Annotated in this window: 24 protein-coding genes and 1 pseudogene; 18 read left to right on the forward strand and 7 right to left on the reverse strand. The window is 70.6% G+C overall.

The window, feature by feature from the left end; all coding sequences use genetic code 11:
* The first annotated feature begins 16 nt into the window (after nucleotides 1–16).
* On the forward strand, nucleotides 17–553 hold the full coding sequence (locus ACFMQL_RS22440) for a DivIVA domain-containing protein (protein ID WP_364070140.1): 537 nt from the start codon (nucleotides 17–19) through the stop codon (nucleotides 551–553).
* Nucleotides 554–634: 81 nt separating this feature from the next.
* On the forward strand, nucleotides 635–1117 hold the full coding sequence (locus ACFMQL_RS22445; RefSeq protein ID WP_364070143.1) for a GNAT family N-acetyltransferase: 483 nt from the start codon (nucleotides 635–637) through the stop codon (nucleotides 1115–1117).
* Between the two features lie 106 nt (nucleotides 1118–1223).
* On the opposite strand, the gene ACFMQL_RS22450 is transcribed toward ACFMQL_RS22445, so the two are convergent.
* From ACFMQL_RS22450 to iolC, 6 genes are all read right to left on the reverse strand, one after another.
* Nucleotides 1224–2294 carry an AI-2E family transporter gene (locus tag ACFMQL_RS22450; protein ID WP_378786886.1) on the reverse strand — a complete coding sequence of 357 codons (1071 nt, stop codon included), beginning with the start codon at nucleotides 2292–2294 and terminating at the stop codon, nucleotides 1224–1226.
* On the reverse strand, nucleotides 2294–2434 hold the full coding sequence (locus ACFMQL_RS22455) for a hypothetical protein (RefSeq protein WP_378786888.1): 141 nt from the start codon (nucleotides 2432–2434) through the stop codon (nucleotides 2294–2296). Before ACFMQL_RS22455 ends, ACFMQL_RS22450 begins: the two co-directional genes overlap by 1 nt.
* A gap of 61 nt (nucleotides 2435–2495) precedes the next feature.
* Nucleotides 2496–4343, reverse strand: a complete 1848-nt coding sequence (gene iolD, locus ACFMQL_RS22460) for a 3D-(3,5/4)-trihydroxycyclohexane-1,2-dione acylhydrolase (decyclizing) (RefSeq protein ID WP_378786890.1) — start codon at nucleotides 4341–4343, stop codon at nucleotides 2496–2498.
* The gene (gene iolB / locus ACFMQL_RS22465) at nucleotides 4340–5179 is read right to left on the reverse strand and encodes a 5-deoxy-glucuronate isomerase (RefSeq protein WP_378786892.1); all 840 of its coding nucleotides are present in this window, start codon (nucleotides 5177–5179) and stop codon (nucleotides 4340–4342) included. Before iolB ends, iolD begins: the two co-directional genes overlap by 4 nt.
* Nucleotides 5176–6084, reverse strand: coding sequence for a deoxyribose-phosphate aldolase (locus ACFMQL_RS22470; RefSeq protein ID WP_378786894.1), 909 nt, complete (start codon nucleotides 6082–6084; stop codon nucleotides 5176–5178). Before ACFMQL_RS22470 ends, iolB begins: the two co-directional genes overlap by 4 nt.
* Nucleotides 6081–7019, reverse strand: coding sequence for a 5-dehydro-2-deoxygluconokinase (iolC, locus tag ACFMQL_RS22475; protein ID WP_364070154.1), 939 nt, complete (start codon nucleotides 7017–7019; stop codon nucleotides 6081–6083). Before iolC ends, ACFMQL_RS22470 begins: the two co-directional genes overlap by 4 nt.
* 264 nt (nucleotides 7020–7283) lie before the next feature.
* On the opposite strand from iolC, the gene ACFMQL_RS22480 reads away from it, so the two are divergent.
* From ACFMQL_RS22480 to ACFMQL_RS22525, 10 genes are all read left to right on the forward strand, one after another.
* Entirely contained in the window at nucleotides 7284–8678 is a 1395-nt protein-coding gene (locus ACFMQL_RS22480; RefSeq protein WP_364070157.1) for an extracellular solute-binding protein, read from the forward strand.
* Nucleotides 8679–8754: 76 nt separating this feature from the next.
* Nucleotides 8755–9579 (forward strand): sugar ABC transporter permease, encoded by an 825-nt coding sequence (locus ACFMQL_RS22485; protein ID WP_364070160.1) that lies wholly within the window; start codon nucleotides 8755–8757, stop codon nucleotides 9577–9579.
* Nucleotides 9576–10394: a carbohydrate ABC transporter permease gene (locus ACFMQL_RS22490; RefSeq protein WP_378786897.1), complete on the forward strand. Its 819-nt coding sequence runs from the start codon at nucleotides 9576–9578 to the stop codon at nucleotides 10392–10394. The genes ACFMQL_RS22485 and ACFMQL_RS22490 overlap by 4 nt, the downstream gene beginning before the upstream one ends.
* Nucleotides 10394–11458, forward strand: coding sequence for an ABC transporter ATP-binding protein (locus tag ACFMQL_RS22495; protein WP_364070166.1), 1065 nt, complete (start codon nucleotides 10394–10396; stop codon nucleotides 11456–11458). Before ACFMQL_RS22490 ends, ACFMQL_RS22495 begins: the two co-directional genes overlap by 1 nt.
* A complete protein-coding gene (locus tag ACFMQL_RS22500) occupies nucleotides 11455–12648 on the forward strand; it encodes a CehA/McbA family metallohydrolase (RefSeq protein WP_378786899.1) in 1194 nt (397 codons plus the stop codon). Before ACFMQL_RS22495 ends, ACFMQL_RS22500 begins: the two co-directional genes overlap by 4 nt.
* Nucleotides 12639–13532: a TIM barrel protein gene (locus ACFMQL_RS22505; RefSeq protein WP_364070171.1), complete on the forward strand. Its 894-nt coding sequence runs from the start codon at nucleotides 12639–12641 to the stop codon at nucleotides 13530–13532. The genes ACFMQL_RS22500 and ACFMQL_RS22505 overlap by 10 nt, the downstream gene beginning before the upstream one ends.
* Nucleotides 13529–14608: a Gfo/Idh/MocA family oxidoreductase gene (locus tag ACFMQL_RS22510; protein ID WP_364070173.1), complete on the forward strand. Its 1080-nt coding sequence runs from the start codon at nucleotides 13529–13531 to the stop codon at nucleotides 14606–14608. The genes ACFMQL_RS22505 and ACFMQL_RS22510 overlap by 4 nt, the downstream gene beginning before the upstream one ends.
* Nucleotides 14605–17349, forward strand: a complete 2745-nt coding sequence (locus ACFMQL_RS22515; RefSeq protein WP_378786902.1) for a glycoside hydrolase family 38 C-terminal domain-containing protein — start codon at nucleotides 14605–14607, stop codon at nucleotides 17347–17349. Before ACFMQL_RS22510 ends, ACFMQL_RS22515 begins: the two co-directional genes overlap by 4 nt.
* A 35-nt stretch (nucleotides 17350–17384) precedes the next feature.
* Nucleotides 17385–17792, forward strand: a complete 408-nt coding sequence (locus ACFMQL_RS22520; RefSeq protein WP_378786904.1) for a hypothetical protein — start codon at nucleotides 17385–17387, stop codon at nucleotides 17790–17792.
* A gap of 93 nt (nucleotides 17793–17885) precedes the next feature.
* Nucleotides 17886–18530: a cyclase family protein gene (locus ACFMQL_RS22525; protein WP_364070181.1), complete on the forward strand. Its 645-nt coding sequence runs from the start codon at nucleotides 17886–17888 to the stop codon at nucleotides 18528–18530.
* Nucleotides 18531–18539: 9 nt separating this feature from the next.
* On the opposite strand, the gene ACFMQL_RS22530 is transcribed toward ACFMQL_RS22525, so the two are convergent.
* Entirely contained in the window at nucleotides 18540–19031 is a 492-nt protein-coding gene (locus tag ACFMQL_RS22530) for an Lrp/AsnC family transcriptional regulator (protein WP_364070183.1), read from the reverse strand.
* Nucleotides 19032–19228: 197 nt separating this feature from the next.
* Between ACFMQL_RS22530 and ACFMQL_RS22535 the strand changes: the two genes are divergently transcribed.
* The 6 genes and pseudogenes from ACFMQL_RS22535 (at nucleotide 19229) to ACFMQL_RS22560 (ending at nucleotide 26207) form a co-directional block, all read left to right on the forward strand.
* Nucleotides 19229–20662 (forward strand): gamma-aminobutyraldehyde dehydrogenase, encoded by a 1434-nt coding sequence (locus ACFMQL_RS22535; RefSeq protein ID WP_364070186.1) that lies wholly within the window; start codon nucleotides 19229–19231, stop codon nucleotides 20660–20662.
* 19 nt (nucleotides 20663–20681) lie between these two features.
* A pseudogene (locus ACFMQL_RS22540) lies at nucleotides 20682–21772 on the forward strand (ABC transporter ATP-binding protein).
* Nucleotides 21773–21793: 21 nt separating this feature from the next.
* Nucleotides 21794–22996 carry a spermidine/putrescine ABC transporter substrate-binding protein gene (locus ACFMQL_RS22545; RefSeq protein ID WP_364070190.1) on the forward strand — a complete coding sequence of 401 codons (1203 nt, stop codon included), beginning with the start codon at nucleotides 21794–21796 and terminating at the stop codon, nucleotides 22994–22996.
* A gap of 2 nt (nucleotides 22997–22998) precedes the next feature.
* On the forward strand, nucleotides 22999–23850 hold the full coding sequence (locus tag ACFMQL_RS22550) for an ABC transporter permease (RefSeq protein WP_364070192.1): 852 nt from the start codon (nucleotides 22999–23001) through the stop codon (nucleotides 23848–23850).
* A complete protein-coding gene (locus ACFMQL_RS22555; protein WP_364070195.1) occupies nucleotides 23847–24632 on the forward strand; it encodes an ABC transporter permease in 786 nt (261 codons plus the stop codon). Before ACFMQL_RS22550 ends, ACFMQL_RS22555 begins: the two co-directional genes overlap by 4 nt.
* 180 nt (nucleotides 24633–24812) lie before the next feature.
* Nucleotides 24813–26207 carry an NAD(P)/FAD-dependent oxidoreductase gene (locus ACFMQL_RS22560; protein ID WP_378786908.1) on the forward strand — a complete coding sequence of 465 codons (1395 nt, stop codon included), beginning with the start codon at nucleotides 24813–24815 and terminating at the stop codon, nucleotides 26205–26207.
* Nucleotides 26208–26290 lie beyond the last annotated feature (83 nt).

The following is a 26290-nucleotide window of genomic DNA, read 5'->3' on the forward strand; positions in this document are numbered from 1 at the left end:
CCGCTTTCCACGCGTCATGGGTTTGCGTTCAGGCTATGACCCCGTCGAGGTCGACGCCCTGATCGGGCGGATCGAGTCGACCTTGGGGCGGGGCTCCCACCTCCTGGAGCCCGTCACCGCCGACGAGGTGCGCAGCGCGACGTTCCGCGCCGTGCGTGGCGGCTATCAGGAGACAGCGGTGGACTTCGCGCTGGAGGCGTTCGTGGTGGCGCTGGAGGCGCAGGCCAAGCGGCCCGTACGGCTCGCGATGGCGGAGCCGACCGGCGACATGCTGCGCGAGGAGTGGTTCGAGACGCAGGCCGCCCGCGTCGAACGGGTCGGCTTCCGCACCGGCCGCATGGGCACCGGCTACAACGAGGACGAGGTCGATGCCTTCCTCGACCGCATCGTGGCCACGCTGCGCGGCACCACCCAGTACCCGGTGACGGGCGAGGACGTGCGGAATGCGAAGTTCTCGACCGTGCTACTGCGTCCCGGCTACCTGATCGCCGACGTCGACTCCTTCCTCGCGGGCATCGCCGACGTCCTCGACCAGCGCCTGAGCCGTTCGTGAGGGTCACGCCAGGGCGGCCTCGACGGCGGCGAGCAGGCAGAGCGCCGTGACAGTCGAAAGTCACGTCACATAATGAGCGCCATGGCGATATCCGTACGGCCCATCGGCCCCGAGGACGGGCGTGTCGTGGCCCGCGTGCTCACCGGAAGCTGGGCGGGCACCACCGTGATCGCGCTGGGGCGGGGCGAGCTGATCGACGCCGCCACCCTGCCCGGCTTCGTGGCCGAGCTGGACGGCGAGGTGGCGGGCGTGGTGACGTACGCCGACCGCGGCGACGCACTGGAGATCATCACGATCGACGCCGTCGTGCCCGGCAAGGGCGTCGGGCGGGCGCTGCTCGACGCGGTGCGTGCGGTGGCGGCCGAGCGGGGGCTGGCCAGGCTCACGCTGATCACCACCAACGACAACACCCACGCGCTGCGCTTCTACCAGCGTTACGGCTTCGACCTCGTCGCCCTGCACCGCGAGGCCGTGGAACGAGCGCGCGAGCTGAAGCCGAGCATCCCGAAGGAGTCGGACGGCATCCCGATCAGGCACGAGCTGGAGCTCGAACTCCGCCTCTGAACGCGGCCGCCACGACCGAGCGGCGGGCGGCCGTCAAAAGGCGGCTGGCCGTCAGAAGGCGGGTGGCCGTCCGGGAGGCGGGTGGCCGTCGGAAGGCGGGCGGGTGCTAGGTGGCCGTTCGCAGGCCGGACGGCCCGGGTTTCGGCCCGCCGGATCCCCGCTGAGGACCCGCCCCTCCGGATTTCGGTCCGCCCGGCTGCGGCCCCGGCGGCTCCGGCCCCGATGGATGCTGGCCCGGCGGCCCGGAAGCGGCCGGTCCCGCGTCGGCGGGTCCCGCGCCGGGCGGTCCCGAGTCAGGTGGTCCCGCAGGGCCCGTATCGGGTCCGGGAGACTCCTCGTCGGCTCTGGCGCGGTGCAGCAGGGCGACGATCACCGATGTCACCGGCGCCGCCAGGAACGCCCCCGCGATCCCGGCCACCACGCTGCCCACCGCGATCGCCACCAGGATCACCGCGCCCGGCAGGTCGAGCGCCTTGCCGTAGATCTGCGGCGCCAGCACGTGCCCTTCGAGCTGCTGCACCGCCACGGTCACCGCGACCACGATCAGCGCGACCAGCCACCCCTTGGCGACCAGCGCGACGACGGCGGCGAGCAGCCCGGCGAACAGCGCGCCCACCACCGGCAGGAACGCCCCCGCGAACGTCAGCACCGCGAGCGGCAGCGCCAGCGGCACGCCGAGAATCCACAGCGCGACGCCGATGAAGAACCCGTCCACCAGCCCCACGATCGCGACACCGCGGATGTAGCGGCCGATGACGTCGAAGATGAGCGCTCCGGTCTCGGCCATCCGGGGCCGCGCGGGCGCGGACGCAAGCGAGATCAGCCAGCGGAAGAGCCGGTCGCCCGAGTGCACGAAGTAGACCGACAGGATGACGGCGAGCACCGCGCCGACCACGATCTCGCCCGCCGTCCGCACCCCGGCCAGGGCCCCGGTGGTGATCTGCCGGTTGCGCGATGACAGGTAGTCGCGGGCCTGCGCGAGGAGCTGCCGGTCGTCGAACCCGAGCCGGGTGACGAGCCCGTGCAGGTCGTCGAGCACCTTGCCGACGCTCGCGCCCAGCTCCGACAGGCTGGCCACGGTGGGCGGCACGAGCAGCGCGAACAGCGCCCCCGCGAGCAGCAGCCCGCCGGAGAAGACCACCGCGGTGGCGAGCGCGCGCCCGGCACCGCGCGACATCAGCCGGCGGGCCGGGGCAGCAGCAGCGCCGTGAGGAAGACGCCGACGACGATGGACAGCGCCACCGTACGCAGGTGATGCAGGCAGAACAGGGCGACCGCGACGACCGCGATCCACCCCAGCAGCCGCCACGGCCCCATCGCCTTGCCCCCAATCGTGCCTGGTCAGAGGAGTTCCCCAGGCTGATCGGGGGCAATCATGCTAGGCGGGCGGCGCCAGGTGCGCGTGCTGGGCGCGCTTGTTCGCCTCGTACTCCTCCTTGGCGGACCGGGTGGCGTCGGTCGTGGCCACCTGCGCCACGGGCACGTCCCACCACGCCTCGGACGAGGGCACGTCGTCGGCGAGCCGGTCGGTGGGCACGTAGATGACCGTGGTCTCGCTCGCCGACCTGGCCGCCTCGAGGGCCTTGCGCAGATCGGCGACCGACTCGGGGCGCAGCACGGTCGCGCCGAGGCTGGCCGCGTTGGCGGCGAGGTCGACGGGCAGCGGGCCGCCGTCGCTCGCCTGGTAGGCGGTGCCGAGGCGTTCGGCGCCGACGCTCTCCGACAGCCGCCCGATGGAGGCGAAGCCGGAGTTGTCGACCAGCACCACGATCAGCTTGACGCCGTCGGCGACGGCGGTGACGAGCTCCTGGGCCATCATCAGGTACGAGCCGTCGCCCACCAGCACGAACACCTCGCGCTCAGGGGCGGCCCGCTTGATGCCGAGCCCACCGGCGATCTCGTAGCCCATGCAGGAGTAGCCGTACTCGACGTGGTAGCTGCCCGGGCCGCTGGGCCGCCAGAGCTTGTGCAGGTCGCCGGGCATCGACCCGGCCGCGCACACCACCACGCCGTCGTCGCCGGCCGCCGCGTTGACCGCGCCGATCACCGCCGCCTGCGAGATGGGGGTGCTCTCCACCGCGTACGCGGCGTCCACCTTCGCGTCCCAGGCCCGGATCAGCTCGGCGGCCCGCGCCCGGTAGGCGTCGGGGGTGCTCCAGCCCGCACACGCCTCGTCCAGGTCGGCGAGCCCCTCGCGGGCGTCGGCGACGAGCTGCAGGCCGGAGAGCTTGGCCGCGTCGAAGCCGGTGACGTTGAGGTTCACGAAGCGGGCGTCGGGCGCGAAGATCGTCCGGGAGGCGGTGGTGAAGTCGCTGTAGCGGGTGCCGATGCCGATGACCACGTCGGCCTCGCGGGCGAAGGCGTTGGCGGCCGTGGTGCCGGTCGCGCCGACCGCGCCGAGGGCGAGCGGGTGCCCGTGCGGCAGCGCGCCCTTGCCCGCCTGCGTCTCGGCCACCGGCACGCCGTGCGCCTCGGCGAAGGCCCGCAGCGCCTCGGTGGCCTCGCTGTAGATGACGCCACCGCCGGCCACGATGAGCGGGCGCTCGGCGGAGGTGATCAGCTCGGCGGCGCGGGCCAGCGCCGCGCGCTCGGGCCGGGGCCGCGCGATGTGCCAGACCCGGCGGGCGAACAGCTCGTCCGGCCAGTCGTAGGCCTCGGCCTGCACGTCCTGCGGCAGCGCCAGCGTCACCGCGCCGGTCTCGGCCGGGTCGGTGAGCACCCGCATGGCCGCGAGCAGCGCCGAAGGGAGCTGCTCGGGGCGGTTGACGCGGTCCCAGTAGCGGGAGACCGGCTTGAAGCAGTCGTTGACCGAGACGTCGTAGGAGCGCTGGTCCTCCAGCTCCTGCAGCACCGGGCTGGCGACGCGGGTGGAGAAGATGTCGCCGGGTAGCAGCAGCACGGGCAGCCGATTGATGGTGGCGCCCGCCGCACCCGTGATCATGTTGGTGGCTCCGGGGCCGATCGAGGTGGTGCACGCCAGCGTGGCCAGGCGGTTGCTCGCGCGGGCGTAGGCGGCGGCCGTGTGCACCATCGCCTGCTCGTTGCGGCTCAGGTAGTACGGCAGGTCGGTGCCGGAGGTGGCGAGCGCCTGGCCCATGCCGGCCACGTTGCCGTGGCCGAAGATGCCGACGCAGCCGCCGAAGAACCGGCGCTCGACGCCGTCGCGCTCGCTCCACTGCGCGGCCAGGAAGCGGACGACGGCCTGCGCGACGGTCAACCGGGTCATGACGTCCTCCCGAACGGCACTCTGGGGTCGATGGGCTGGCCGTCCCACGAGGAGCGGATCCAGGCGTGGCGGGGGTCGTCGCAGAAGGCCATCGACCGCTGCTCCGCCGGGCCGGCCAGGACGTTGAGGTAGTACAGGTCGTAGCCGGGCGCGGCCATGGAGGGGCCGTGGTAGCCGTACGGGATGAGCACGACGTCGCCCGACGACACCTCGGCGAGCGTGTCGATGTGGCCCCGCTCGGAGGTGTAGACGCGCTGGTAGCCGACGCCCTCACCGGCGACCTCGAAGTAGTAGATCTCCTCCAGCACCGCCTCGCCGGGGTTGGGGGTGTCGTGCTTGTGCGGCGGGTACGACGACCAGTTACCGCCGGGCGTGAGCACCTCGACCGCCATCAGCTTGTCGCACTCGAAGGCGTCGGGCGCGCAGAAGTTGTTGACCTGGCGGGTGGCCTGCCCCGCGCCCCTGATCTCGACGGGCACCTCGGATGCGGGCACGTAGCGGGGGTCGAGCCCGCGCGTGGCGCGCGCCGACGGCAGCGCGATGCGGCCGGTGCCGGTCAGCGTCACCTCGGTGCCGATCGGCACGTACGCGAAGTCGGACGGCCCGTCGAAGACCGACGCCCGCCCGGTCAGCTCGAATGTCTCGCCCGGGATCGCGACCGTGCACGAGCCGGCCAGCGGCAGGACGAGGAACTCCTCCTCGCCGGTGTCGAAGGTGACCGGGGTCTCGCCCAGGTCCGTCACCCGCAGCCCCGAGTACGTCCACCCGGCCACGGACGGGGTGATCTCCACCGTCCAGGGGTCGCGGGCGGCTTTGCCGTAGGGAAGGTAGGTCATGCACGAACCTCTCGCACCAGGGCCGCGGCACCGTCGACCGCGGCCGCGACGTCGTCGTCCGGGGGATAGAGCAGGGCGCGCCCGACGACCAGGCCGCGCACCCCGGGCAGGCCGAGCGCGCGGTGCCAGTCGGCGTAGGCGGCGTCGATGTCGGGCGGGTCGCCGCCGAGCAGCAGTGCGGGCAGCGTGGTCGCGGCCATGACGCGCTCCATCTCGGCCACGGCGGGGATCTTCAGCCAGGTGTAGGCGGAGGTCACGCCGAGCGCCTGGGCGACGCTGATGGCCCTGATCACCGCGTCGGGCGACAGGTCGTTGCGTACGGCGCCCGACTCCGACCTGCGCGACCAGAACGGCTCCACCATAGCCACGAGCCGACGCCTGGCCAGGTCGCTGACCGCCCGCGCGCACGACTCCAGCGTGGAGACGGTGGCGGGGTCGGACGGGTCGATGCGGCAGAGCATCTTGCCGCCGTCGAGCCGCATGGCGTCGATGGCGTCGGCGTCGAAGCCGGTGAAGCGGTCGTCCATCTCGAAGACCGAGCCCTGCAGGCCGCCCCGGTTCATCGAGCCGAAGGCGAGCTTGCCCTCGAGGGCGCCGAGCAGCAGCAGGTCTTCGAGCACGTCGGGGGAGGCGAGGATGCCGTCCACACCCGGCCTGGCCAGCGCCACGCGCAGCCGGTCGAGCAGGTCCACCCGGCTGGCCATGGCGAGCGGCCGGTCGCGCACGCCGAGGGCGCCGCGCGCCGGGTGGTCGGCGGCGATGATGAGCAGCCGTTCGCCCTCGGCGGGCAGGCCGCGCCGCTCGCGCCGGGCCGCGGCCTCGGCGATCTCCTCCGGCCTGGTGGCGCGGATGTGCGTGAGCCGCCCGTAGTCGGCCGCCCTGGGCGGCAGCGTGATGTCGCTCACGAGCGGGCCCCGTTCAGCAGTTCGTCCACCTCGGACGTGGTCGGCATGGCGTCGGCGCAGGCCAGGCGGGCGGCCACGAAGGCGCCGGCGGCGTTGGCGAAGCGCAGTGTGCGTTCGAGCGGCCAGCCGCGCAGCAGGCCGAGGCAGACGGCCCCGCCGAAGGCGTCTCCGGCGCCGATGCCGTTGACGACCTCGACCTTCATGGGCTCGACCAGCGCGCTCTCCTCGGCGGTGCGGGCGAAGACGCCCTCGGGGCCCATCTTCACGATCGCGACGCGTACGCCGGCGTCAAGCAGCGCCTGCGCGGCGGCCTCGGGCTCGCGCACGCCGACCGCCACCTCCACCTCATCGAGGTTGCCCACGGCCACGTTGGCGTGGGGCAGCGCCTTGCGCGCGGCCTCGTGGGCGGCCTCGCGCGACTCCCACAGGGTGGCGCGGTAGTCGAGGTCGAACACCGTCCAGCCGGAGGTGCGCACCGACAGCGCGGCCTCGTGGGCGGAGGCGCTCGGCTCCTTGCTGAGCCCGGTCAGCGAGAACCAGAACAGCGGGGTGCGGGCGATCGCGTCGAGGTCGAGCATGGACGGTTCGATGCGCAGGTCCGGCGGATGCTCGCCGCGGTAGAAGTAGATGGGAAAGTGGTCGGGCGGGAAGATCTCACAGAACGTCACGGGGGTGGGAGCGCCCTCGATGGTGCTGACGAAGGCGTCGTCCACGCCGAAACCGCGGATCGCCCGGCGCACGTAGTCGCCGAACGGGTCGGCGCCCACCCCGGTGATCACGGCGGGGCGCAGACCGTGCCGAGCGGCGGCGACGGCGACGTTGGTGGGGCTGCCGCCGAGGAACTTGCCGAAGCTCTCGACGTCGGCCAGGCCGACCCCGGTCTGCAGCGGGTAGACGTCGACGCCGCAGCGGCCGATCGTGATCAGGTCGTACAACAGCACCTCCAGGGACGGAGCTTACCCTCGACACTATGGCATATTGTCATGACATTCGGATGTCCGCTATGTTGCGCAATGTGCCCCGTCCGAAACCCCGGTGCTCACGTCTCAGGTGACCGAAATGTGAACATTCGGTCCTCCCTGGACAAAGCCGCAGTATGAGGGCACTTCCTTGATCATGGCCAGGTCTTTACGTCATCTGAATGTCATGACATATTGGCCCATGGCTGCCTCCCTTTAAGGACACGTCGGAGGGTTTGCATGGCATTGCGGAAACGGTCGTTGGGTGTGGTCGCGGTCATCACCGCGGCCGGTCTAGGGCTCGCCGCCTGCGGCCAGTCCTCCGGCGGCGGCGGAGGCGGTGACACCATCGAGCTGACGATCACCCAGAACGCCATCGCCGGTGGTAAGAACGCCGCCGCCGCGCAGCACATCACCGACTGGGTGATCCCGAAGTTCGAAGAGGCCCAGAAGGCGAAGGGCAAGAACGTCACGGTCAAGTTCGTACCCAGCGGCGTCGATGACGAGCAGTACAAGACCAAGCTCTCGCTCGACCTCAAGTCGGGCAAGGGCGCGGATGTGATCGACCTCGACGGCATCTGGGCCGGTGAGTTCGCCGAGGCCGGCTACATCAAGCCGCTGTCGGAGCTGGTCGGCCCCGAGGCCGACAACTGGGACGGCTGGGCGCAGATCCCCGAGGCCGTCCAGGGCATGACCGAGTTCAACGGCAAGAGGTACGCGCTGCCCATCGGCACCGACGGCCGCGTCCTGTACTTCAACAAGAACCTCTTCGCCAAGGCGGGCCTGCCGGCCGACTGGCAGCCCAAGAGCTGGCAGGAGATCATCGACGCCGGCACCAAGCTCAAGAACGCCGGCGTGCCCGTCCCGATCCAGATCAACGCCGGCACCGCCATGGGCGAGGCCACCTCCATGCAGGGCGTGCTGCCGCTGCTCGCGGGCGCGGGCGGCGAGGTGCAGAAGGACGGCAAGTGGACCGGCGCGTCCCAGCCGCTGAAGGACGCGCTCGGCTTCTACCAGAAGATCTACGGCGGCGGCCTCGGCGACCCCAAGCTCCAGCAGGAGGCCAAGGGCCGCGACAAGTCGTTCCAGCAGTTCGCCGAGGGCAAGATCGGCATCCTGATGGAGGGCGACTACTTCTGGCGCGGCGTGGTCAACCCCAAGACCGGCATCGCCAAGATGGCCGACCGCGACCAGGTCGTCGGCTACGCCATGATCCCCGCCATCGAGCCGGGCAAGGGCATCCGCGGCCAGGACTTCGTCAGCATGTCCGGCGGCGCGCTGCGCACGGTCAACCCCAACAGCAAGCACCCCAAGGAGGCGTTCGAGCTGGCCGCCTTCACGCTCTCGCCCGAGGCGCTGAAGGAGGAGACCAAGGACGGCAACGTGCGCATCACCCCGCGCGCGGACGTCAACAAGGAGATCCTGGCCGGCGAGCCGCTGCTCACCTACATCTCGGAGAAGGTGCTGCCACTGACGGCCTACCGCCCGCCGGTCGCGGTCTACCCGCAGGTGTCGGTGGCGCTGCAGGAGGCCACCGCCGCGGTCGTCGGCGGCACGTCGCCCGACCAGGCGGCGGCCGACTACCAGAAGAAGCTTGAGGGAATCGTCGGTGGCGCAGGCAATATCGCCTCCTGAAGTAGCGGCCGAGAGCGGCAAAGAGCGTTACAGCTCGGACGCGGCGGGCCTGGGCAAGGCAAGGGCCGGGGTCTTCATGGCCCCAGCCCTCCTGCTCATCGCGGCCTTCCTCGTCTTCCCCGCGCTGTGGGTGCTCTATCTCGGCCTGACCAACTACCGCCTGACCGGTGTCGCCGCCGCCGAGCCGCAGTTCGTCGGCCTGGACAACCTCCTCGACGCGGCCTCCAACCCGACGTTCTGGAGCTCGACCTGGCTGACCGTGGAGTTCGTGCTCGGCTCGGCGGTCATCGGTCAGGTCGTGCTCGGCTTCACCATCGCCTGGCTGCTGCGCGACAAGCGCGGCCCGATCAAGCGCGTCGTCGAGGGCCTGGTCATCCTGGCCTGGATCCTGCCCAGCGCCATCGTGTCGTTCCTGTGGGTGGCGCTGCTCGACCGCGACGCCGGCACGCTCAACGCGCTGCTCGGCATGCCCGGCATGGCCTGGCTGCTCGACCACCCGATGCTGTCCATCATCGTGTTCAACACCTGGCGCGGCACCGCGTTCTCGATGATGTTGTACGGCGCCGCGCTCGGCAACGTGCCGCCCTCCCACCTGGAGAGCGCCCGCCTGGCCGGAGCCTCCGGCTGGCAGCAGCTCAGGGACGTCGTCTTCCCCCACATCAGGGGGCACATCCTGACGAACCTGCTGCTCATCAGCCTGTGGACGTTCAACGACTTCAGCCCGTTCCTGCTCACCGCCGGCGGACCCGACGGCAAGTCCGAAGTGCTCGCCGTGCACGTCTACAAGGTGGCGCTGCAGGGCGGCGAGCTCGGCTACGGAGCCGCGGTCTCCACGATCATCCTGCTCATCAACCTGGTCGTGGCGGTGTTCTACCTGCGGCTGCTCAGGAGCAAGAAATGACGCGATTCGTCCTGGGCCGCATCGGGTTCTACACGATGATCGCCGTGCTGCTGGCGTTCTTCACGATCCCGCTGCTGTGGCTGGTGACCGCGCCCTTCACCTCCGACCCCACCTACGAGGTGCGGGTGCCCGACTTCACCTGGGACAACTTCAAGGCCGTCGTCGAGCACCCGTACGCGCTGCCGTCGCTGTGGAACTCGGTGGTGCTGTCGGTCGGCACCGCGCTGCTGGTCGTGATCTTCTCGGCCCTGGCCGCGTACGCGCTCAGCCGCGTGCGGGTGCCCGGCCGCGACGCCATGCTCTACGCACTGCTCCTGCTGTCGTCGATCATCACCGGCACGGCCGCGATGGTGCCGCTGTTCCAGCTCGCGGTCGAGCTGAACCTCATCGACTCCCAGATGGGGCTCATCCTCATCCTGACCGGCGGCCTGCTGCCCGCGGCGATCTTCATGCTCAAGGACTTCATGGACTCCACGCCGAAGTCCTACGAGGAGTCCGCCCGGGTCTTCGGCGCCTCGCCGCTGCAGATCGTCCGGCACGTGGTCGTCCCCGTCGTCCGGCCCGGCCTGGCCACCATCGCCGTGTGGTCCGTGGCCAACGTGTGGGGGAACTTCCTCATGCCGTACCTGCTGCTCAGCGACGTGGAGAAGCAGCCGGCGGCGGTGATCACGTACACGCTGTACACCGAGGGCGGGCAGGCGAACCTGAGCATGCTGTCCACGTTCGGGCTGCTGTACTCGATCCCGGTGGTGCTCATGTACCTGTTCGTCAGCAAGAAGTACGGCTTCCGCTTCCACGGAGGGATCAAGCGTTAATGGCCGCCATCGAACTACGCGGGCTGACCAAGGTCTACCCCGGCGGGGTCAAAGCGCTCGACGCGCTCGACCTGGTCATCCCCGACGGCGAGTTCTTCGCCCTGCTCGGGCCCTCCGGCTGCGGCAAGACCACGCTGCTGCGGACGATCGCCGGCCTGGAGACCGCGACCGGCGGTGCCGTCGTCATCGGCGGCAGGGACGTCACCGGCGTGCAGCCGGGCGGCCGCGACGTGGCCATGGTGTTCCAGGACTACGCGCTGTTCCCGCACATGGACGTCACCGACAACATCGCCTACCCGCTGCGCATCAAGAAGGTCCCCAAGGGGACCCGCCGCGAGAAGGCCGCCGAGGTCGGCGCGCGGCTCGGCCTCGAGCACCTGATGGACCGGCGGCCCGGCCAGCTCTCCGGCGGGCAGCAGCAGCGCGTCGCGCTCGCCAGGGTCATGGCCACGCAGGCGCAGGCGTACCTGTTCGACGAGCCGCTGTCCAACCTGGACGCCAGGCTCCGCCTTGAGGCCAGGACGTTCCTCAAGAAGCTGCAGCGCGAGCTGGGCGTCACCACCGTCTTCGTGACCCACGACCAGGCCGAGGCGCTGGCCATGGCCGACAGGATGGCCGTCATGGAGGCCGGGCACATCCGGCAGATCGGCACGCCGTCCGAGGTGTTCCAGCGGCCCGCCAACACGTTCGTCGCCGCCTTCATCGGCTCCACGCCGATGAACCTGCTCGACGGCATCGTACGAGGTGACACCCTGGAAGTGGCAGGCTGCAAGGTCGCGGTCCCCGACTCGGCCGCGGGACTGCTGTCCGACGGGGAGCAGATCGTGTACGGCGTACGGCCGGAATACCTGGCCTACTCCGCCGAGCCCGCGGACGGCGCGTTCGGCGGGAAGGTGGCCATCGTGGAGAACCTCGGCGCCGCCCACCTGGTGACCCTCGACGTGGGCGGCGTCAGCGTGCAGGCCGTGGTGCCCGAGGGCAGCGAGCCCGCCGTCGGCGACGACGGCTTCGCCCTGCCCCGCCGCGACCGCGCACTCATCTACCGGAACGGAGAGCTCGTATGACCACCGGCCACTGGACGCTGGACGACCGCCTGGAGCGGATCCTGCGCGAAGTGCCGTTCGAGGTGCCGCCCGGCACCGCAGCCGTGCACGTCAAGCTCTCCTACGACAGGTCGCAGGGCGTGCTCGACCTCGGCTGCGGCGCCCCCGGCGGGTTCCGCGGCTGGTCGGGCGGCGCGCGCGACGAGTACACGATCACCCGCGACTGGGCCACCCCCGGCTACCTGCCCGGCGAGCCCGAGCCCGGCACCTGGCACGTGTGGCTGCGGCTGCACCGCATCCCGCCGCAGGGCCTCGACTACACGCTCGAGATCACCTGCGAGCGCACCGCACCGCCCGAGCCGGCCGCCGAGGAGCCACCGCACGGCGAGCGCCCGCCCCGCAGGGACATCCCCGACGTCGGCGGCCTGCGCTGGTTCGCCGGCGACTTCCACGCCCACACCGTGCACAGCGACGGCAGCCTCACCATCGCCGAGCTGGCCGAGCTGGCCCACGGGCGCGGGCTCGACTTCCTCGCCGTCACCGACCACAACACGGTCAGCCACCACCCCTGGCTCGGCAAGATCGACCGCGGCATCCGCCTGCTGCCCGGCCAGGAGGTCACCACCGACCGCGGCCACGCCAACGTCTTCGGCGACGTCGGCTGGGTCGACTTCCGCAAGGCGCCCGACTCCTGGTACGAGCACGCCGAGCGCAACGGCGGGATCATGTCCATCAACCATCCGCTCGGCGGCGACTGCGCCTGGCTGCAGCCCATCGAGCGCCGCCCCCAGGTCGCCGAGGTGTGGCACTCCGGCTGGTGGGACCGCCGCTGGGGCGCGCCACTCGCCTGGGCCGACGCCTGGCGCGACGACGTCATCGCGATCGGCGGCAGCGACTTCCACCGGCACGGCAACGACGGCCTGCCCGGCGCGCCCACGACCTGGGTGCTCGTGGCGGGTGACGAACCCGAGACGGAGGCGGTGCTCGACGGCGTACGGGCCGGGCGCACCGCGGTCTCCGCAGGCCCCGACGCGCCGCTTCTGCTCCGGCTGGGCGACGAGCTGCTCGCGCTGGACGCCGACGGCCTGGTGCTGGTCCGTCCCGACGGCACCCGCCAGGTCGTGCGCGGCGAGCGCGTGCTGCTGCCTGCCATCGACGGGCCGCACCGGCTCGAAACCCACGAGAACGAGGTGATCGCCCTATGCGCGTGAGGAAAGTCGCCAACGCTCCCGTCAGCTTCGGCGTGTTCGAGCTGAGCGACGCCCCGCCGCCGCTGACCGCCGACGAGATGGTCCGCGCCCTGGCCGACGCCGGCTACGAGGGCATCGACTCCGGCCCGATCGGCTACCTCGGCACCGGCAGCGAGCTGGCCGAGCGGCTGTCCGGCGCCGGGCTGCTGCTCGCCGGCGGCTGGGTGGACCTGCGCTACCACGACGCCGAGGCGTTCGAGCAGGACCTCGCCGGGCTGGACGCCGCGCTCGACTTCTTCGCCGCCGCGCCCGAAGGCGACCTGCCGCCCAGGCCCACGCTGGCCGCGCCCGGCACGCCCGAGCGGTTCGCCAGGCCGGGAGGCAACGCGCCCGGACTGCCCGCATCCGAGTGGCCCGCCTACGCCGCTCGCATCCAGCAGGCCGTGAACCGCTGCCGCGAGCGCGGCTTCGAGCCCGCCTACCACCACCACCTCGGCACGTACGTCGAGACGCCCGACGACGTCGAGCGGCTGCTGGAGCTGACCGACGTCGAGCTGTGCCTGGACACCGGCCACCTGTTGCTGGCCGGGGGAGACCCCGTCGAGTGCCTGCGCAGGTGGGCGAGCCGGGTCACCCACGTGCACATCAAGGACGGCGACAACAAGATCCTCGCCCAGGCGCTCGCCGACGGCGTGGACCTGCGCGAGCTGATGGGCCGCGGCGGCTTCGCCCGGCTCGGGGAGGGCGAGCTCGACCTGCCCGCCGTCATCCGCACGCTCGACGAGATCGACTACTCCGGCTGGGTCATCGTCGAGCAGGACACCCTTCCGGGGCGGCGCACCGTCGCCCAGAACATCGCCGACCAGGCGGCCAACCGCCAGAAACTGAAGGACTTGGGACTGTGAGAATCGCGCTGGTGGGTTGCGGCGCCGTCACCCAGGCGGTCTACGTGCCGCTGCTGTCGCGCCGCCGCGACCTGTTCGAGGTGGTCGCCGTCTGCGACCTGTCGCAGACGCTCGCCGACGCCGTCGGCGACCGGCTGGGCGCGGGCAAGCGCTACACCGACGTCGCCGGCATGCTCGCCGACGGCGGGTTCGAGGCCGTCGTCGTGCTCGCCTCCGGCTCGCACGGCGAGACCGTGCGCCGGGCGCTCGAGGCCGGCTACGCCGTGCTCTGCGAGAAGCCGCTCGCCCTGACCAGGGCCGAGGTCGAGGCGCTGCCCGAAGGGCGGCTGATGGTCGGCTACATGAAGCAGTACGACCCCGCCGTGCGCCGCGCCGAGAAGCTGCTCGCCGAGCTGGGCGGGCCCGCCGCCATCAGGGCCATCGAGGTGACCGTGCTGCACCCGAGCGGGCAGTCGCAGCTCGCCTTCGCCAACCTCACCCAGGCCCGCGACGTGGACCCCGGGCTGCTCGCCTCCCTGCGGGCCGCCGAGGACGAGCTGGTCTCCCGGGCGCTGGGCGCCGACGCGCCGAAGCCCGTACGCGACCTGTACGGCGTCGCGCTCGGCTCCATCTGCCACGACCTGTCGCTGCTGCGCCGCTTCACCGGCTCGCCCGCCGAGATCTCGTACGTCGAGACGTGGGGCGAGACGCCCGGCTCCATCGAGATCTCCGGCCCCCTGCCCGAGACCGGCAGGTTCTCCATCCGCTGGCACTACCTGGAGGACTACCCGGCCTACCGCGAGACCGTGGCCATCCACCACGACAGCGGCTCGCTCGAACTCGTCTTCCCCTCTCCCTACCTGATGAACGCCCCCACCACGCTCACCGTGGTCACCCCGGGCGAGAGCCGTGCGGTATGGCGCGAGGTGACTGAGGCGTTCGAAGTACAACTCGCGGCCTTCCATGCTTACGTGAACGATGGCACGCCGCCGCTCACCGACGCGGCCGGCGGGCTTGAGGACATCGTCACGGCACAGCGGATCGCGGCTCGCTACGCCGTACAGCACGATCTGCCCATTGGAGGGGAAGCAGCGTGAGCACCGAGATCGTCGTCGTACCGCACACCCACTGGGACCGTGAGTGGTACGAACCCTTCCAGCGCTTCAGGCTGCGCCTGGTGGCGCTGCTCGACGAGGTGCTCGACACCATGGAGCGCGAGCCCGACTACCACTTCACGCTCGACGGCCAGCTCGCGTGCGTGGACGACTACCTGGAGGTGCGTCCGGAGAACCGCGACCGCGTCGCCGCCCTGGTGAAGTCGGGCCGGCTCGCGGTGGGACCGTGGCAGATCCTGCTCGACGAGTTCCTGTGCTCCGGCGAGAACATCATCCGCAACCTCGAACTCGGCATGTCCAGGGCCGACAAGCTGGGCGGCGCCATGCCGGTCGGCTACCTGCCCGACATGTTCGGCCACACCGCGCAGATGCCGCAGATCCTGCGCAAGGCGGGGCTGCTGCACGCCTGCGTCTACCGTGGCGTGCCGTCGTCGGTCACCACCGACGCCTTCGCCTGGACCGCTCCCGACGGCACGGCGCTGCGCACGCAGTACCTCCCGGCCGGCGGCTACGGCAACGGAGCCCACCTCTTCCACGACACCGAAGGGCTCAAGGAGCGGGCGGCCTCGTTCGTCAGGACCATGCGCGAGTGGCACGGGCCCGCGGGGTCGCTGCTCGCCATGTACGGCACCGACCACTCCGCGCCCGTACGCGGCCTGCCCGAGATGGTCGCCGCCATCGGCGCCCGCATGGACACCCTGTCCGGCTACATCAGCGCGTACTCCGGCGACGTGGAGGGCCTGCCCCAGGTCCACGGCGAGCTGCGCTCGCACGCCCGCGCCAACATCCTGCCCGGCGTCATCTCCATCCGTCCCCACGTCAAGCAGGCCATGGGCCGCGCCGAGCGGATGGTCGAGCGTTACGCCGAGCCGCTCGCCGCGCTCTGGGGCGACGAATGGCCGGGACGCTTCCTCGACATGGCCTGGTGGCGGCTCGTCGACGCCAGCGGCCACGACTCCGTGACCGGCTGCGGCGTCGACGACACCGCCCAGCAGGTCGCCGCCCGCATCGCCGAGGCCGAGCACCTCGGGCAGGCGGTGCGCGACATGGTGACCGCCAGGCTCGCCGAGGCCGCGCCGTCCGGCTCCATCGTCATCGTCAACCCCACGCCGAAGACCCGCTCGGGCATCGTCACCCTCGACGTCGCCGGCTCCGACCCCCTCGTCGACGCCACCGGCGCGCCCGTGCCCACCCAGCCGCTCGAATACGCCGCCACGCTGCTGCTCGACGCCGAGATGGACCCGGCCGTCGCGCTCACCTTCGTGCACGGCACCGAGCTGTACGGCCAGCACATCACCGACTGGTCCGTCGAGGGCGACACGCTCACCTTCACCGTGGCGCGCGAGACGTCCGTCGTCTTCGACATGGACGACCTGCGGGCCGCCATCGACGGCGTCACCCGGGTGCGCATCATCGCCGAGCCGCGCCGCACCGTCGCCGCCCTCGTCCAGGTGCCGCCGCTCGGCCACACCACGGTCAGGACCGCGCCCCGCTCCGAGGTGTACGGCCCCACCGACGCCACCGCCGAGCCCACCGCGCTGCCCGGCGAGCACCACCCGGCGTGCTGGCTGCGCTCCGACTCGGCCACCCTGCCCGTACGCGGCGACGAACGCGTGCTCGACAACGGGCTGCTGCGCGTCGTCATCGCCGACGACGGCCTGCTCGACCTGCACGCCGAGGACGGCACCGTGGTCACCGGCGCGGGCCGCATCGTCGACGGCGGCGACGTCGGCGACACCTACAACTACGCGCCGCCGCAGGCCGACCTGGTCGTCTCCCAGCCGGTCTCCGTCGAGACCGACCTGATCTACAGCGGCCCGCTGGTCGCCGCCGTGGACGTCCGCCGCACCTACCGCTGGCCCGTCGCCGGCGAAGGGCTCGACGGCGCCCCCGAGGTGCCCGCCGCCAACCGGCGCGCCGAGATGGAGGAGATCGTCGTCACCATGCGGGTCGAGCTGCGCGCGGGCGAGCCGTTCGTCCGGCTGCGCGTCGAGTTCGACAACCGGTGCGACGACCACCGCGTACGCCTGCACGTGCCGCTGCCGAAGCCCGCCACCGAGTCGTACGCGGAGGGGCAGTTCGCCGTCGTCACCCGCGCCCTGACCTCCGAGGGCGGCTGCGGCGAGACCCCGCTGCCCACCTTCCCCGCCTCCTCCTGGGTCGCCGCGGGCGGCGTGGCCGCGCTGCTGGAGCACGTCACCGAGTACGAGGTGAACGACGACGAGCTCGCGCTCACCCTGCTGCGCTCGGTCGGCTACCTGTCCCGCAACCGCAACGCCCTGCGGCCCGAGCCCGCCGGGCCCCAGCTGCCCACCCCGGCCGCCCAGTCGCGCGGGCTGCGCACGGTGAACCTGGCGCTCATGCCGTTCCAGGGGTCGTGGGAGAAGGTCGTGCCGCAGGCGGAGACGTTCCGCCACGACCTGCTCGCGGTGCCCGGCCTCGGCGACCGCTCGCTGCCCATGCCGCAGCCCGCCGCCGGCCTGTCGGTGACCGGGGACGGGGTCGTCATGACCTCGCTGCGCGACCGCGACGGCTGGCTCGAACTCCGCGTCGTCGCCATGACCCCCGATCCGACCGAGGCCGTCATCGCCGGCGGCCTCCAGGAGGCCCGCCACGCCGACCTCCGCGGCCGTCCCGGCGACCCGCTCGAGGTCACCGACGGCACCCTCCGCCTTCCTCTCGGCCCCTGGGAGATCGCCACCGTCCAGTTTCGCAAACTCTGAGTAATGACTCGAACGCGTGTAGTGATGTCCGGGCCATGGTCACGGCCCAGCATGAGGGTCTGAACAAGATCGCGACCCGCAATCTCGAATACACCCGGGACATGCTGCGGGCGCTGTTCGACCTTCCGGTCCCGAAGTCGGGTGCGGCACGACTCGCCTCACCCGACCTCTCGGAAGCGGATCCCGGCGTCTGCCGGGCGGACAGCGCCATCCTGTACGGCTCGGGCGAGGAGAATCTCATCGCCGAGGGAGAGGTCCGCGGCGAGCTCAAGGGCAGCGTCAGGCGAGGGGCGGAGGCTGTGCTCGAGGTGCTTGAGGCCCGGGGGCTGCCAGTGCCGGAGCACGTGCGTCAGCGGATCACCGGGTGCGAGGATCCCGGCCTGCTGCGGGAGTGGCACATCAGGGCGGTCACCGTCGCGTCGGCGGAGGACGTTTTCGGCTGAGGTCCCTGCCTGGTCGGGGCCTGGAAAGCCTAGTCGGCGGGCGGCGCGCCGATGGCGTGCAGAGCAGCCCCACGTTCGCCACACTGAGGTGTCATGACGATCGTCGATCTGTCGGTGCCGATCGAGACCGGGATGCCCGTCTACCCGGGCGATCCCGAGGTCTCGGTCCGCCCGGCGCTCACCGTGGAGCGCGACGGCGTCAACGTGCTCGGCCTGCATCTCGGCTCGCACTCCGGCACCCACGTGGACGCGCCGAAGCACATCGACGACGCGCTGCCCGCCCTGGACGAGGTGCCGCTCGACCGGTTCTGCGGTCCCGCGACGGTGGTGGACGTGCGCGGCCTGCCGCCGCGCGCCCCGATCGGCCCTGAGCCGTTCCGCGGGGTCGCGGCGGGGACGATCGTGCTGGTCGCCACCGGCTGGTCGCGGTGGTGGGGCGGCGACCGCTACATCGGGCATCCGTACCTGACGGAGGAGGCGGCGGCGCTGCTGATCGAGCGCGGGGTGCGGACGGTGGGCATCGACGCGCTGAGCGTGGACCCGACGCCCGCCGACCCCGCCGACGACTTCCCCGCACACCGGGTGCTGCTCGGCGCGCACGCGGTCATCGCCGAGAACCTGACCAACCTCGACCGGCTGCTCGCCGCGCCGGAGGGCCGGATCGAGGTGTCCCTGCTGCCGCTGCGGCTGCCGGGCGCGGACGGGGCTCCGGTGCGAGCGGTCGCGCGGATCGCCTGACGGCCCAGGTCAGCGGGTGCCCCACGAGTACGTCTGCTTGCGCAGCTTGAGGTAGACGAACGACTCGGTGGCGCGTACGGACGGGATGGCCCGGATCTTGCTGAGGATCTCCAGCAGGTGGCCGTCGCCCTCGCAGACCACCTCCACGATCACGTCGAAGGAACCCGCCGTGAGCACGACGTAGTCGATCTCGTCGATGGCCGCCAGCTCGTCGGCCACCGTCTCCAGGTCGCCCTCGCAGTTGACGCCGATCATGGCCTGCCGGGGGAAGCCCAGCGTGAGCGGGTCGGTGACCGCGACGATCTGCATGACCCCGGCGTCCTGCAGCCGCTGCACGCGCTGCCTGACCGCCGCCTCGGACAGCCCGACCGCCTTGCCGATCGCCGCGTACGGTTTGCGCCCGTCCATCTGGAGCTGCTCGATGATCTGCTTGGACAGATCGTCGAGCACCACGGGTCCTGACTTACCGTTGTTGCGGCGTACGCGCGGCGGCGTCGTCATCGAGCGGATCCTCCTAGCGGGCCGGCGTTACGGGGGCGTTCCCGCTGGGTTGCCGTCCTGGTGCGACATGTTGTCAGTTCTTGGCGGTCTGTCAAGCGAATTCGTAGCAATTTGATATCTTCACCACGAAATCCCTTGTCCAGATGCACCTGCTCTGTCAGAGTCGCGGCATCTCAGCCACCTCACCAGGAGGGCGAATGACAACCCGTCTGCAGAACTTCATCAACGGTGAGTTCGTGGACGCCAAGAGCGGCCGGTTCTCCGACATCATCGATCCCTGCACGGGTGAGGCGTACGTCCAGGCGCCGGTCTCCGGCAAGGAGGACGTCGACGCCGCCTACGCCGTCGCGGCCGCCGCTTTCGAGTCGTGGGGCCGGACCACTCCTGGCGAGCGTGCCGGGCTGCTGCTGAAGATCGCCGACGCGATCGAGGCGCGGGCCGACGAGATCAACGAGGCGGAGTGCCGCAACACCGGCAAGCCCCTGGCCAGGATGGCCGAGGACGAGACGCCGGTCGCCGCCGACCACTTCCGGTTCTTCGCCGGCGCCGCCCGCACGCTGGAGGGCCCGACGGCCGGTGAGTTCCTGGCCGAGCACACCAGCGTCATCAGGCACGAGCCGATCGGCGTCGTGGGCCAGGTGACGCCGTGGAACTACCCGATGATGATGGCGGTCTGGAAGATCGCCCCGGCGCTCGCGGCCGGCAACACGATCGTGCTGAAGCCGTCCGACACGACCCCGGTCTCCACGCTCAAGCTGGCCGAGATCGCCGGCTCCGTGCTGCCGCCCGGCGTCTTCAACGTCGTCACCGGCGACCGGGAGACCGGCGCGCTGGTCGTCGGTCACCCGACCGCGTCGATGGTGGCCATCACCGGCTCGGTCGGCGCGGGCATGTCCGTCGCCAAGAACGCCGCGGACGACCTCAAGCGGGTCCACCTGGAGCTGGGCGGCAAGGCCCCCGTCGTGGTGTTCGACGACGTCAAGGACCTGCGCAAGGCCGCCGCCGACATCGCCGCCGCGGGCCTGTACAACGCCGGCCAGGACTGCACCGCGGCCTGCCGGGTGCTGGTGCAGGAGAGCGTGCACGACGAGTTCGTGGCCGCGCTCACCGAGGCCGCGGCCGCCACCGTCACCGGCGGCCCCGAGGTCGAGGACGCCTTCTACGGCCCGCTCAACAACGAGAACCAGCTCGCCAGGGTGCAGGGCTTCATCGACCGCGTCCCCTCGCACGCCAAGATCCTCACCGGCGGTCACCGCGTGGGCGAGCGCGGCTACTTCTTCGCGCCGACCGTCGTGGACGGACTCAAGCAGGACGACGAGATGGTGCAGAACGAGGTCTTCGGCCCCGTGATCACCGTGCAGACGTTCACCGACGAGGCCGACGCGCTGGCCAAGGCCAACGACGTGCGCTACGGCCTGAGCGGCTCGGTGTGGACCTCCGACCACGGCCGCGCCATGCGCATGTCGAACCGGCTCGACTTCGGTGTGGTCTGGGTCAACACGCACATCCCGTTCGTGTCGGAGATGCCGCACGGCGGCTTCAAGCACTCGGGGTACGGCAAGGACCTCTCGGTGTTCGGCCTGCACGACTACACCCGGGTCAAGCACGTCATGCACTACATCGGCGAATAACTAAGGAAAAATCCTGGATATGACCGGGCTGAGTGCGATTGAGCTTGAAGACGTCGTCAAGGAGTATCACTCGCATGGCGAGGTCGTCCAGGCGGTCAAAGGCGTGACACTGGACATCGCCGAGGGGGAGTTCTTCTCCCTCCTCGGCCCGTCCGGTTGCGGCAAGACCACGACCATGAGGATGATCGCGGGCTTCGAGGCGCCCACGAAGGGCCTGGTGAAGCTGCACGGCCAGGACGTCACCAACGTCCCGCCGAACAAGCGCGACGTCAACATGGTCTTCCAGTCCTATGCGCTCTTCCCGCACATGAGCGTCTGGGACAACGTGGCGTTCGGGCTCAAGCAGCGCAAGACGCCGCAGGCCGAGATCAAGCGGCGGGTCGGCGAGATGCTGGAGATCGTCGACCTGACCGGCCGGGAGAAGCGCATGCCGCGCGAGATGTCCGGCGGCCAGCAGCAGCGGGTGGCGCTGGCCAGGGCGCTGGTCAACCGGCCCAGGGCGCTGCTGCTCGACGAGCCGCTCGGCGCGCTCGACCTGAAGCTGCGCCAGGCCATGCAGATCGAGCTCAAGCGCATCCAGCGCGAGGTCGGCATCACGTTCGTGTACGTGACCCATGACCAGAACGAGGCGCTCACCATGAGCGACCGCATCGCGGTCATGAAGGACGGCCTGGTCGAGCAGCTCGGCGGGCCGCGCGAGATCTACGAGCGGCCCGCGACGGCGTTCGTGGCCGGCTTCATCGGCACCTCCAACCTGCTCACCGGCACCGCGACGGGCGGTGAGCTGAAGGTCGGCGACGGCCGGGTGCTGGTGCCGGGGCACGACGGCGAGGTGACCGTGACCGTCCGGCCGGAGAAGATCACCATCGGCACCGAGGAGCCGCGCGCGACCGCAGCGCCGTCCGCGGCACCGTCTCCGAGGTGGTCTATCTCGGCACCTACAACAGTTACGCGGTGCGACTCGCCGAGGGGGCCGACGGTGGCGCCGCGGAGACCGTCATCACCGTGTTCCAGCAGAACAGCCATGACGCGACGGCGACGGCGGAGCGTGGCGACTCCGTGTGGCTGTCCTGGCAGGCACAGCACTCGTACGTGATTGGAAGTCGATAGCACCCCATGGACCCCCTCCTCATGCGTGGATGGACGCAGCCCCGCTCCCGCCGCGACCTCTTCAGGCTCGCGGGCGCATCCGCCGCAGGACTCGCCCTTGCCGCCTGTGGCGTGCAGGGGCAGAAGCAGGCGCCGCCGAAGCCCGACGCCGTGGCCGATTTCTGGGCCAAGCAGACCAAGCACGGCAAGGTCGTCTTCGCGAACTGGCCGGAGTACATGCCGGAGGACAAGGGACCGCTGGAGCGGTTCAAGAAGGACACCGGCATCGCGTACGAGTACAAAGAGGTCATCCAGGAGAACGCCGAGTTCTTCGGCGCGGCCGACCCGGTGCTGCGGGCCGGTCAGTCGCTGGGCTACGACATCGTCGTCATGACCAACGGCATCCAGCTCCAGCACTTCCTGGAGCTGGGCTACGCGATCCCGCTCGACCACTCCAAGCTGCCGAACTTCCAGGCCAACGCCGGGCAGAAGTACAAGGAGCGGCCGTACGACCCGGGCAACAAGTACACGGTGCCGTACACGTCCGGGGTGACCGGCATCGCGTACAACACCAAGTACGTCAAAGAGGACATCACCAGCATCGAGGCGTTGTTCGACCCCAAGTACAAGGGGCGGGTCGGCATGATGAACGACGCCCAGGAGATCGGCAACTTCGGGATGTTCGCGCTCGGCATCGACCCGGAGAAGTCGACCGAGGCGGACTGGCGCAAGGCCGGGGAGAAGCTCAAGGCCCAGCGCGACGCCGGAATTGTCCGGAAATATTATGATCAGTCGTATATCGACGCGGTGGCCAAGGGTGACGTCTGGGTGACCATGGCCTGGTCCGGCGACGTCTTCCAGCGGCAGCTCGCCGGCGAGCCGGTCAAGTTCGTGGTGCCCGCCGAGGGCGGCACGATCTGGACCGACAACATGCTCATCCCCAAGGGCGCCGCCAACCCGGTGGACGCGCTCATGCTGATGGACTACCTCTACCAGCCGGCCGTGGCCGCCGAGCTGGACGAGTACATCCAGTTCGTCACCCCGGTCCCCGCCGTGCAGGACCTGCTGAGGGAGAAGGCCAAGACGGCCAAGGGCGAGGCCAAGAAGAACCTGGAGAGCATGATCGACAGCCCGCTCATGTTCCCCACCGAGGACGACTACGCCAAGCTGCGCACGTACACCCCGCTCACCAACGAGCAGGAGCAGGTGTTCAACCCGATCTTCCAGTCCATCACCCAGGCCTGACCATGCGGCGGCTCACCCCCTACCTGCTCGCGCTGCCGAGCTGGCTGTGGCTGGCGATCTTCCTGGTCGTGCCCATGGCGGCGATGGCCTCGGTGTCGCTGCAGACGGGCAACGCCATCGACGGCTACGCGCTGACGTTCAGCTTCTCCAACTACAGCGACGCGCTCGCCCGCTACAGCACCCAGCTCGGCCGCTCGCTCTGGTACGGCGCGCTGGCCACCGTCGCCATGCTGATCATCGGCTACCCGGTGGCCTACTGGATCGCGTTCAAGGCCGGCACCCGCAAGTCCGTCTACCTGTTCCTGCTCCTGCTGCCGTTCTTCGTCTCGTTCGTGCTGCGCACGATCTCCTGGAACTTCCTGCTGTCGGACAACGGCATCCTGTTCGGCACGCTGAAGGACTGGGGGCTGCTGCCCGGCGACTTCCACGTGCTGGCCACCACGTTCGCGGTGGTCGGCGGGCTGACGTACAACTTCCTGCCGTTCATGATCCTGCCGATCTACGTGTCGCTCGAACGCGTGGACCCGCGCGTGGTCGAGGCCGCCCAGGACCTGTACGCCACCCGCGCCGCCGCCTTCCGCCGGGTGGTGCTGCCGCTCTCGCTGCCCGGGGTGTTCGCCGGCGTGCTCATGACGTTCGTGCCCGCCACGGCCGACCCGGTCAACGCGGCCATCCTCGGCGGCACGTCCAACACCATGATCGGCAACATCATCCAGACCGAGTACCTGGTGAACCTCGACTACCCGACCGCGTCGGCGCTGTCGTTCACGCTGATGGCCGTGCTGCTCGTCGGCATCTTCATCTACGCGCGGGCGCTCGGCACCGAGAACGTCCTCGAGGCGGCGGCGCGATGAGGGGCACCAGGCTCGGCGACCGGCTGCTGCACCTGTACACCTGGCTGATCATCATCTGGCTGTCGTCGCCGATCGCCGTGATGATCCTCTTCGGTTTCAACGACAAGCGCAGCAAGTCCAACACCACCTGGCAGGGCTTCACGCTGCGCTGGTACGCCGAGCTGTTCGAGATCTCCGACCTGACCACGGCGCTGCGCAACTCGCTGGTGATCGCCGTGGTCAGCACGGTCGTCACCGTCGTCATCGGCACCATGCTGGGCCTCGCGCTCGGCCGGCACCGCTTCCGCGGCGCGGGGACCACGAACTTCCTCGTCTTCGCCGCCATCTCCACGCCCGAGCTGGTCATGGGCGCCTCGCTGCTGTCGCTGTTCGTCTCGGGCAACGTGCCGCGCGACGCGATCACGATCATCATCGCGCACGTGCTGTTCTCGCTGTCGTTCGTGGTGGTGACCGTACGGGCCAGGGTCGTCGGCCTCGACCCGGCGCTGGAGGAGGCGGCACGCGACCTCGGCGCGACCGCCTGGGGCACGTTCCGCCAGGTCACGCTGCCGTCGATCATGCCGGGCGTGCTCGCGGGCGCGATGCTCTCCTTCGCCCTGTCGATCGACGACTACGTGGTCACCAGCTTCGTCAACGGATCGACCGTCACGTTCCCGCTGTGGATCGTCGGCGCGGTCAAGACCGGAATCCCGCCGCAGGTCAACGTCATGGGTACGCTGATTTTCGGCATCGGGGTGCTGATCGCGATCGCCAATGCCGTCGCGGCGCGGCGGCGTGCCTGAGACCATGTCGCACAACCACCCCTCCGCACCTGCGCGGAGGGGCTTTCTCACATGATCGGCTGCTGACCAGGAACAGGGAGGCGAGATCGGATTCCGGCGGGGGGAACCCGCGCGTGATCACCTCATTGATCCCGCTAATTTCACCATTCACATATTCAGACATGTAGGGAAGTGGGATTTGTGGATCCGCTGAAGGCGCTGGCTGATGCGGAGCGCAAGCCGTACTGGCTGGACAACCCGGCCAGACCCGAGCCGCAGGCGCGGCTCTTCGGACATACCACCGCCGATCTGGTCGTCGTCGGCGGCGGCTTCTCGGGCCTGTGGACGGCCCTGATGGCCAAGGAACGCGATCCCTCGCTCGACGTCGTCCTGCTCGAAGGCCGCAGGATCGGCTGGGCGGCCACAGGCCGCAACGGCGGGTTCTGCATGGCGACGCTCACCCACGGCCTGGCCAACGGGCTGGAGCGGTGGCCGGAGGAGATCGACAAACTCGAACGCATGGGCGTGACCAACCTCGACGAGATCGAGGCCACGCTCACCCGCTACGGCATCGACTGCTCGTTCGAGCGCACCGGCGAGCTGCACGTCGCCACCGAGCCCTGGCAGGTGGACGCGCTCCACGAGCACCTCGACATCATCTCCGACCTCGGGCTCGACTACGTGCCGCTCGATGCGGAGCAGGTGCGCGCCGAGATCGACTCGCCCACCTACCTGGGCGGCCTCTGGGAGCGCAGCGGCTGCGCCATGCTCGATCCCGCGCGGCTGGCCTGGGGGCTGCGGGAGGCCTGCCTGCGGCTCGGCGTACGCGTCCACGAGCGCACCCCCGTGCGCGCGCTGCACGACGACGGCAAGACGATCACCCTGCGCACCCCGAACGGCGCGGTCGCCGCCCGCCAGGTGGCGCTCGGCACCGGCGTCTTCCCGCCGCTGCTGCGCCGGCTCAAGCACTTCGTGGTGCCGGTGTACGACTACGCGCTCATGACCGAGCCGCTGACCGACGAGCAGCTCGCCTCGGTGGGCTGGCGCAACCGTCAGGGCGTCGGCGACTCGGGCAATCAGTTCCACTACTACCGGCTCACCGACGACAACCGCATCCTGTGGGGCGGCTACGACGCCGTCTACTACAACGGCGGCCTGGTCAAGCCGGAGTACGAGCAGCGCGACGAGACGTTCGTCAAGCTCGCGGGGCACTTCTACGAGACGTTCCCGCAGCTCGACGAGGTGCGCTTCACCCACCGCTGGGGCGGCGTCATCGACACCTGCAGCCGCTTCAGCGCCTTCTACGGGCAGGCGCACGGCGGCCGGCTGGTCTACGCGGCCGGCTACACCGGCATGGGCGTCGGGGCCACCCGCTTCGGCGCGAACGTCATGCTCGACCTGCTGTCCGGCAAGCCGACCGAGCGGACCGAGCTGCGCATGGTGAAGGAGAAGCCGATTCCGTTCCCGCCGGAGCCGGTGCGTTCCGGGGTTATCCAGTTCACCCGCTGGTCGATCGCCCAAGCGGACCAGCACCAGGGCAAGCGCAACCTGTGGCTGCGCGCGCTCGACCGGATGGGGCTCGGCTTCGACTCCTAGCGCCTGATGCGGGCTTGACTGCGGGCCGCGCACCGAGGGGCGGGCCGCCGGTGACGGCCGCGCGCCTGGCCGGTGCGCGGCCT

Origin of the sequence: Nonomuraea fastidiosa (assembly GCF_042751225.1) — a bacterium.
GTDB lineage: Bacteria > Actinomycetota > Actinomycetes > Streptosporangiales > Streptosporangiaceae > Nonomuraea > Nonomuraea fastidiosa.

Coding starts and splice junctions, on each gene's coding strand:
- ACFMQL_RS22455 (WP_378786888.1), bottom strand. CDS start 2,434: ATGGGGCCGTGGCGGCTGCTGGGGTGGATCGCGGTCGTCGCGGTCGCC.
- iolB (WP_378786892.1), bottom strand. CDS start 5,179: ATGACCTACCTTCCCTACGGCAAAGCCGCCCGCGACCCCTGGACGGTG.
- ACFMQL_RS22450 (WP_378786886.1), bottom strand. CDS start 2,294: ATGTCGCGCGGTGCCGGGCGCGCGCTCGCCACCGCGGTGGTCTTCTCC.
- ACFMQL_RS22485 (WP_364070160.1), top strand. CDS start 8,755: ATGGCCCCAGCCCTCCTGCTCATCGCGGCCTTCCTCGTCTTCCCCGCG.
- ACFMQL_RS22525 (WP_364070181.1), top strand. CDS start 17,886: ATGACGATCGTCGATCTGTCGGTGCCGATCGAGACCGGGATGCCCGTC.
- ACFMQL_RS22535 (WP_364070186.1), top strand. CDS start 19,229: ATGACAACCCGTCTGCAGAACTTCATCAACGGTGAGTTCGTGGACGCC.
- ACFMQL_RS22520 (WP_378786904.1), top strand. CDS start 17,385: ATGGTCACGGCCCAGCATGAGGGTCTGAACAAGATCGCGACCCGCAAT.
- ACFMQL_RS22495 (WP_364070166.1), top strand. CDS start 10,394: ATGGCCGCCATCGAACTACGCGGGCTGACCAAGGTCTACCCCGGCGGG.
- ACFMQL_RS22440 (WP_364070140.1), top strand. CDS start 17: ATGGGTTTGCGTTCAGGCTATGACCCCGTCGAGGTCGACGCCCTGATC.
- ACFMQL_RS22490 (WP_378786897.1), top strand. CDS start 9,576: ATGACGCGATTCGTCCTGGGCCGCATCGGGTTCTACACGATGATCGCC.
- ACFMQL_RS22445 (WP_364070143.1), top strand. CDS start 635: ATGGCGATATCCGTACGGCCCATCGGCCCCGAGGACGGGCGTGTCGTG.
- ACFMQL_RS22545 (WP_364070190.1), top strand. CDS start 21,794: ATGCGTGGATGGACGCAGCCCCGCTCCCGCCGCGACCTCTTCAGGCTC.
- ACFMQL_RS22505 (WP_364070171.1), top strand. CDS start 12,639: ATGCGCGTGAGGAAAGTCGCCAACGCTCCCGTCAGCTTCGGCGTGTTC.
- ACFMQL_RS22530 (WP_364070183.1), bottom strand. CDS start 19,031: ATGACGACGCCGCCGCGCGTACGCCGCAACAACGGTAAGTCAGGACCC.
- iolD (WP_378786890.1), bottom strand. CDS start 4,343: ATGACCCGGTTGACCGTCGCGCAGGCCGTCGTCCGCTTCCTGGCCGCG.
- ACFMQL_RS22480 (WP_364070157.1), top strand. CDS start 7,284: ATGGCATTGCGGAAACGGTCGTTGGGTGTGGTCGCGGTCATCACCGCG.
- ACFMQL_RS22550 (WP_364070192.1), top strand. CDS start 22,999: ATGCGGCGGCTCACCCCCTACCTGCTCGCGCTGCCGAGCTGGCTGTGG.
- ACFMQL_RS22500 (WP_378786899.1), top strand. CDS start 11,455: ATGACCACCGGCCACTGGACGCTGGACGACCGCCTGGAGCGGATCCTG.
- ACFMQL_RS22555 (WP_364070195.1), top strand. CDS start 23,847: ATGAGGGGCACCAGGCTCGGCGACCGGCTGCTGCACCTGTACACCTGG.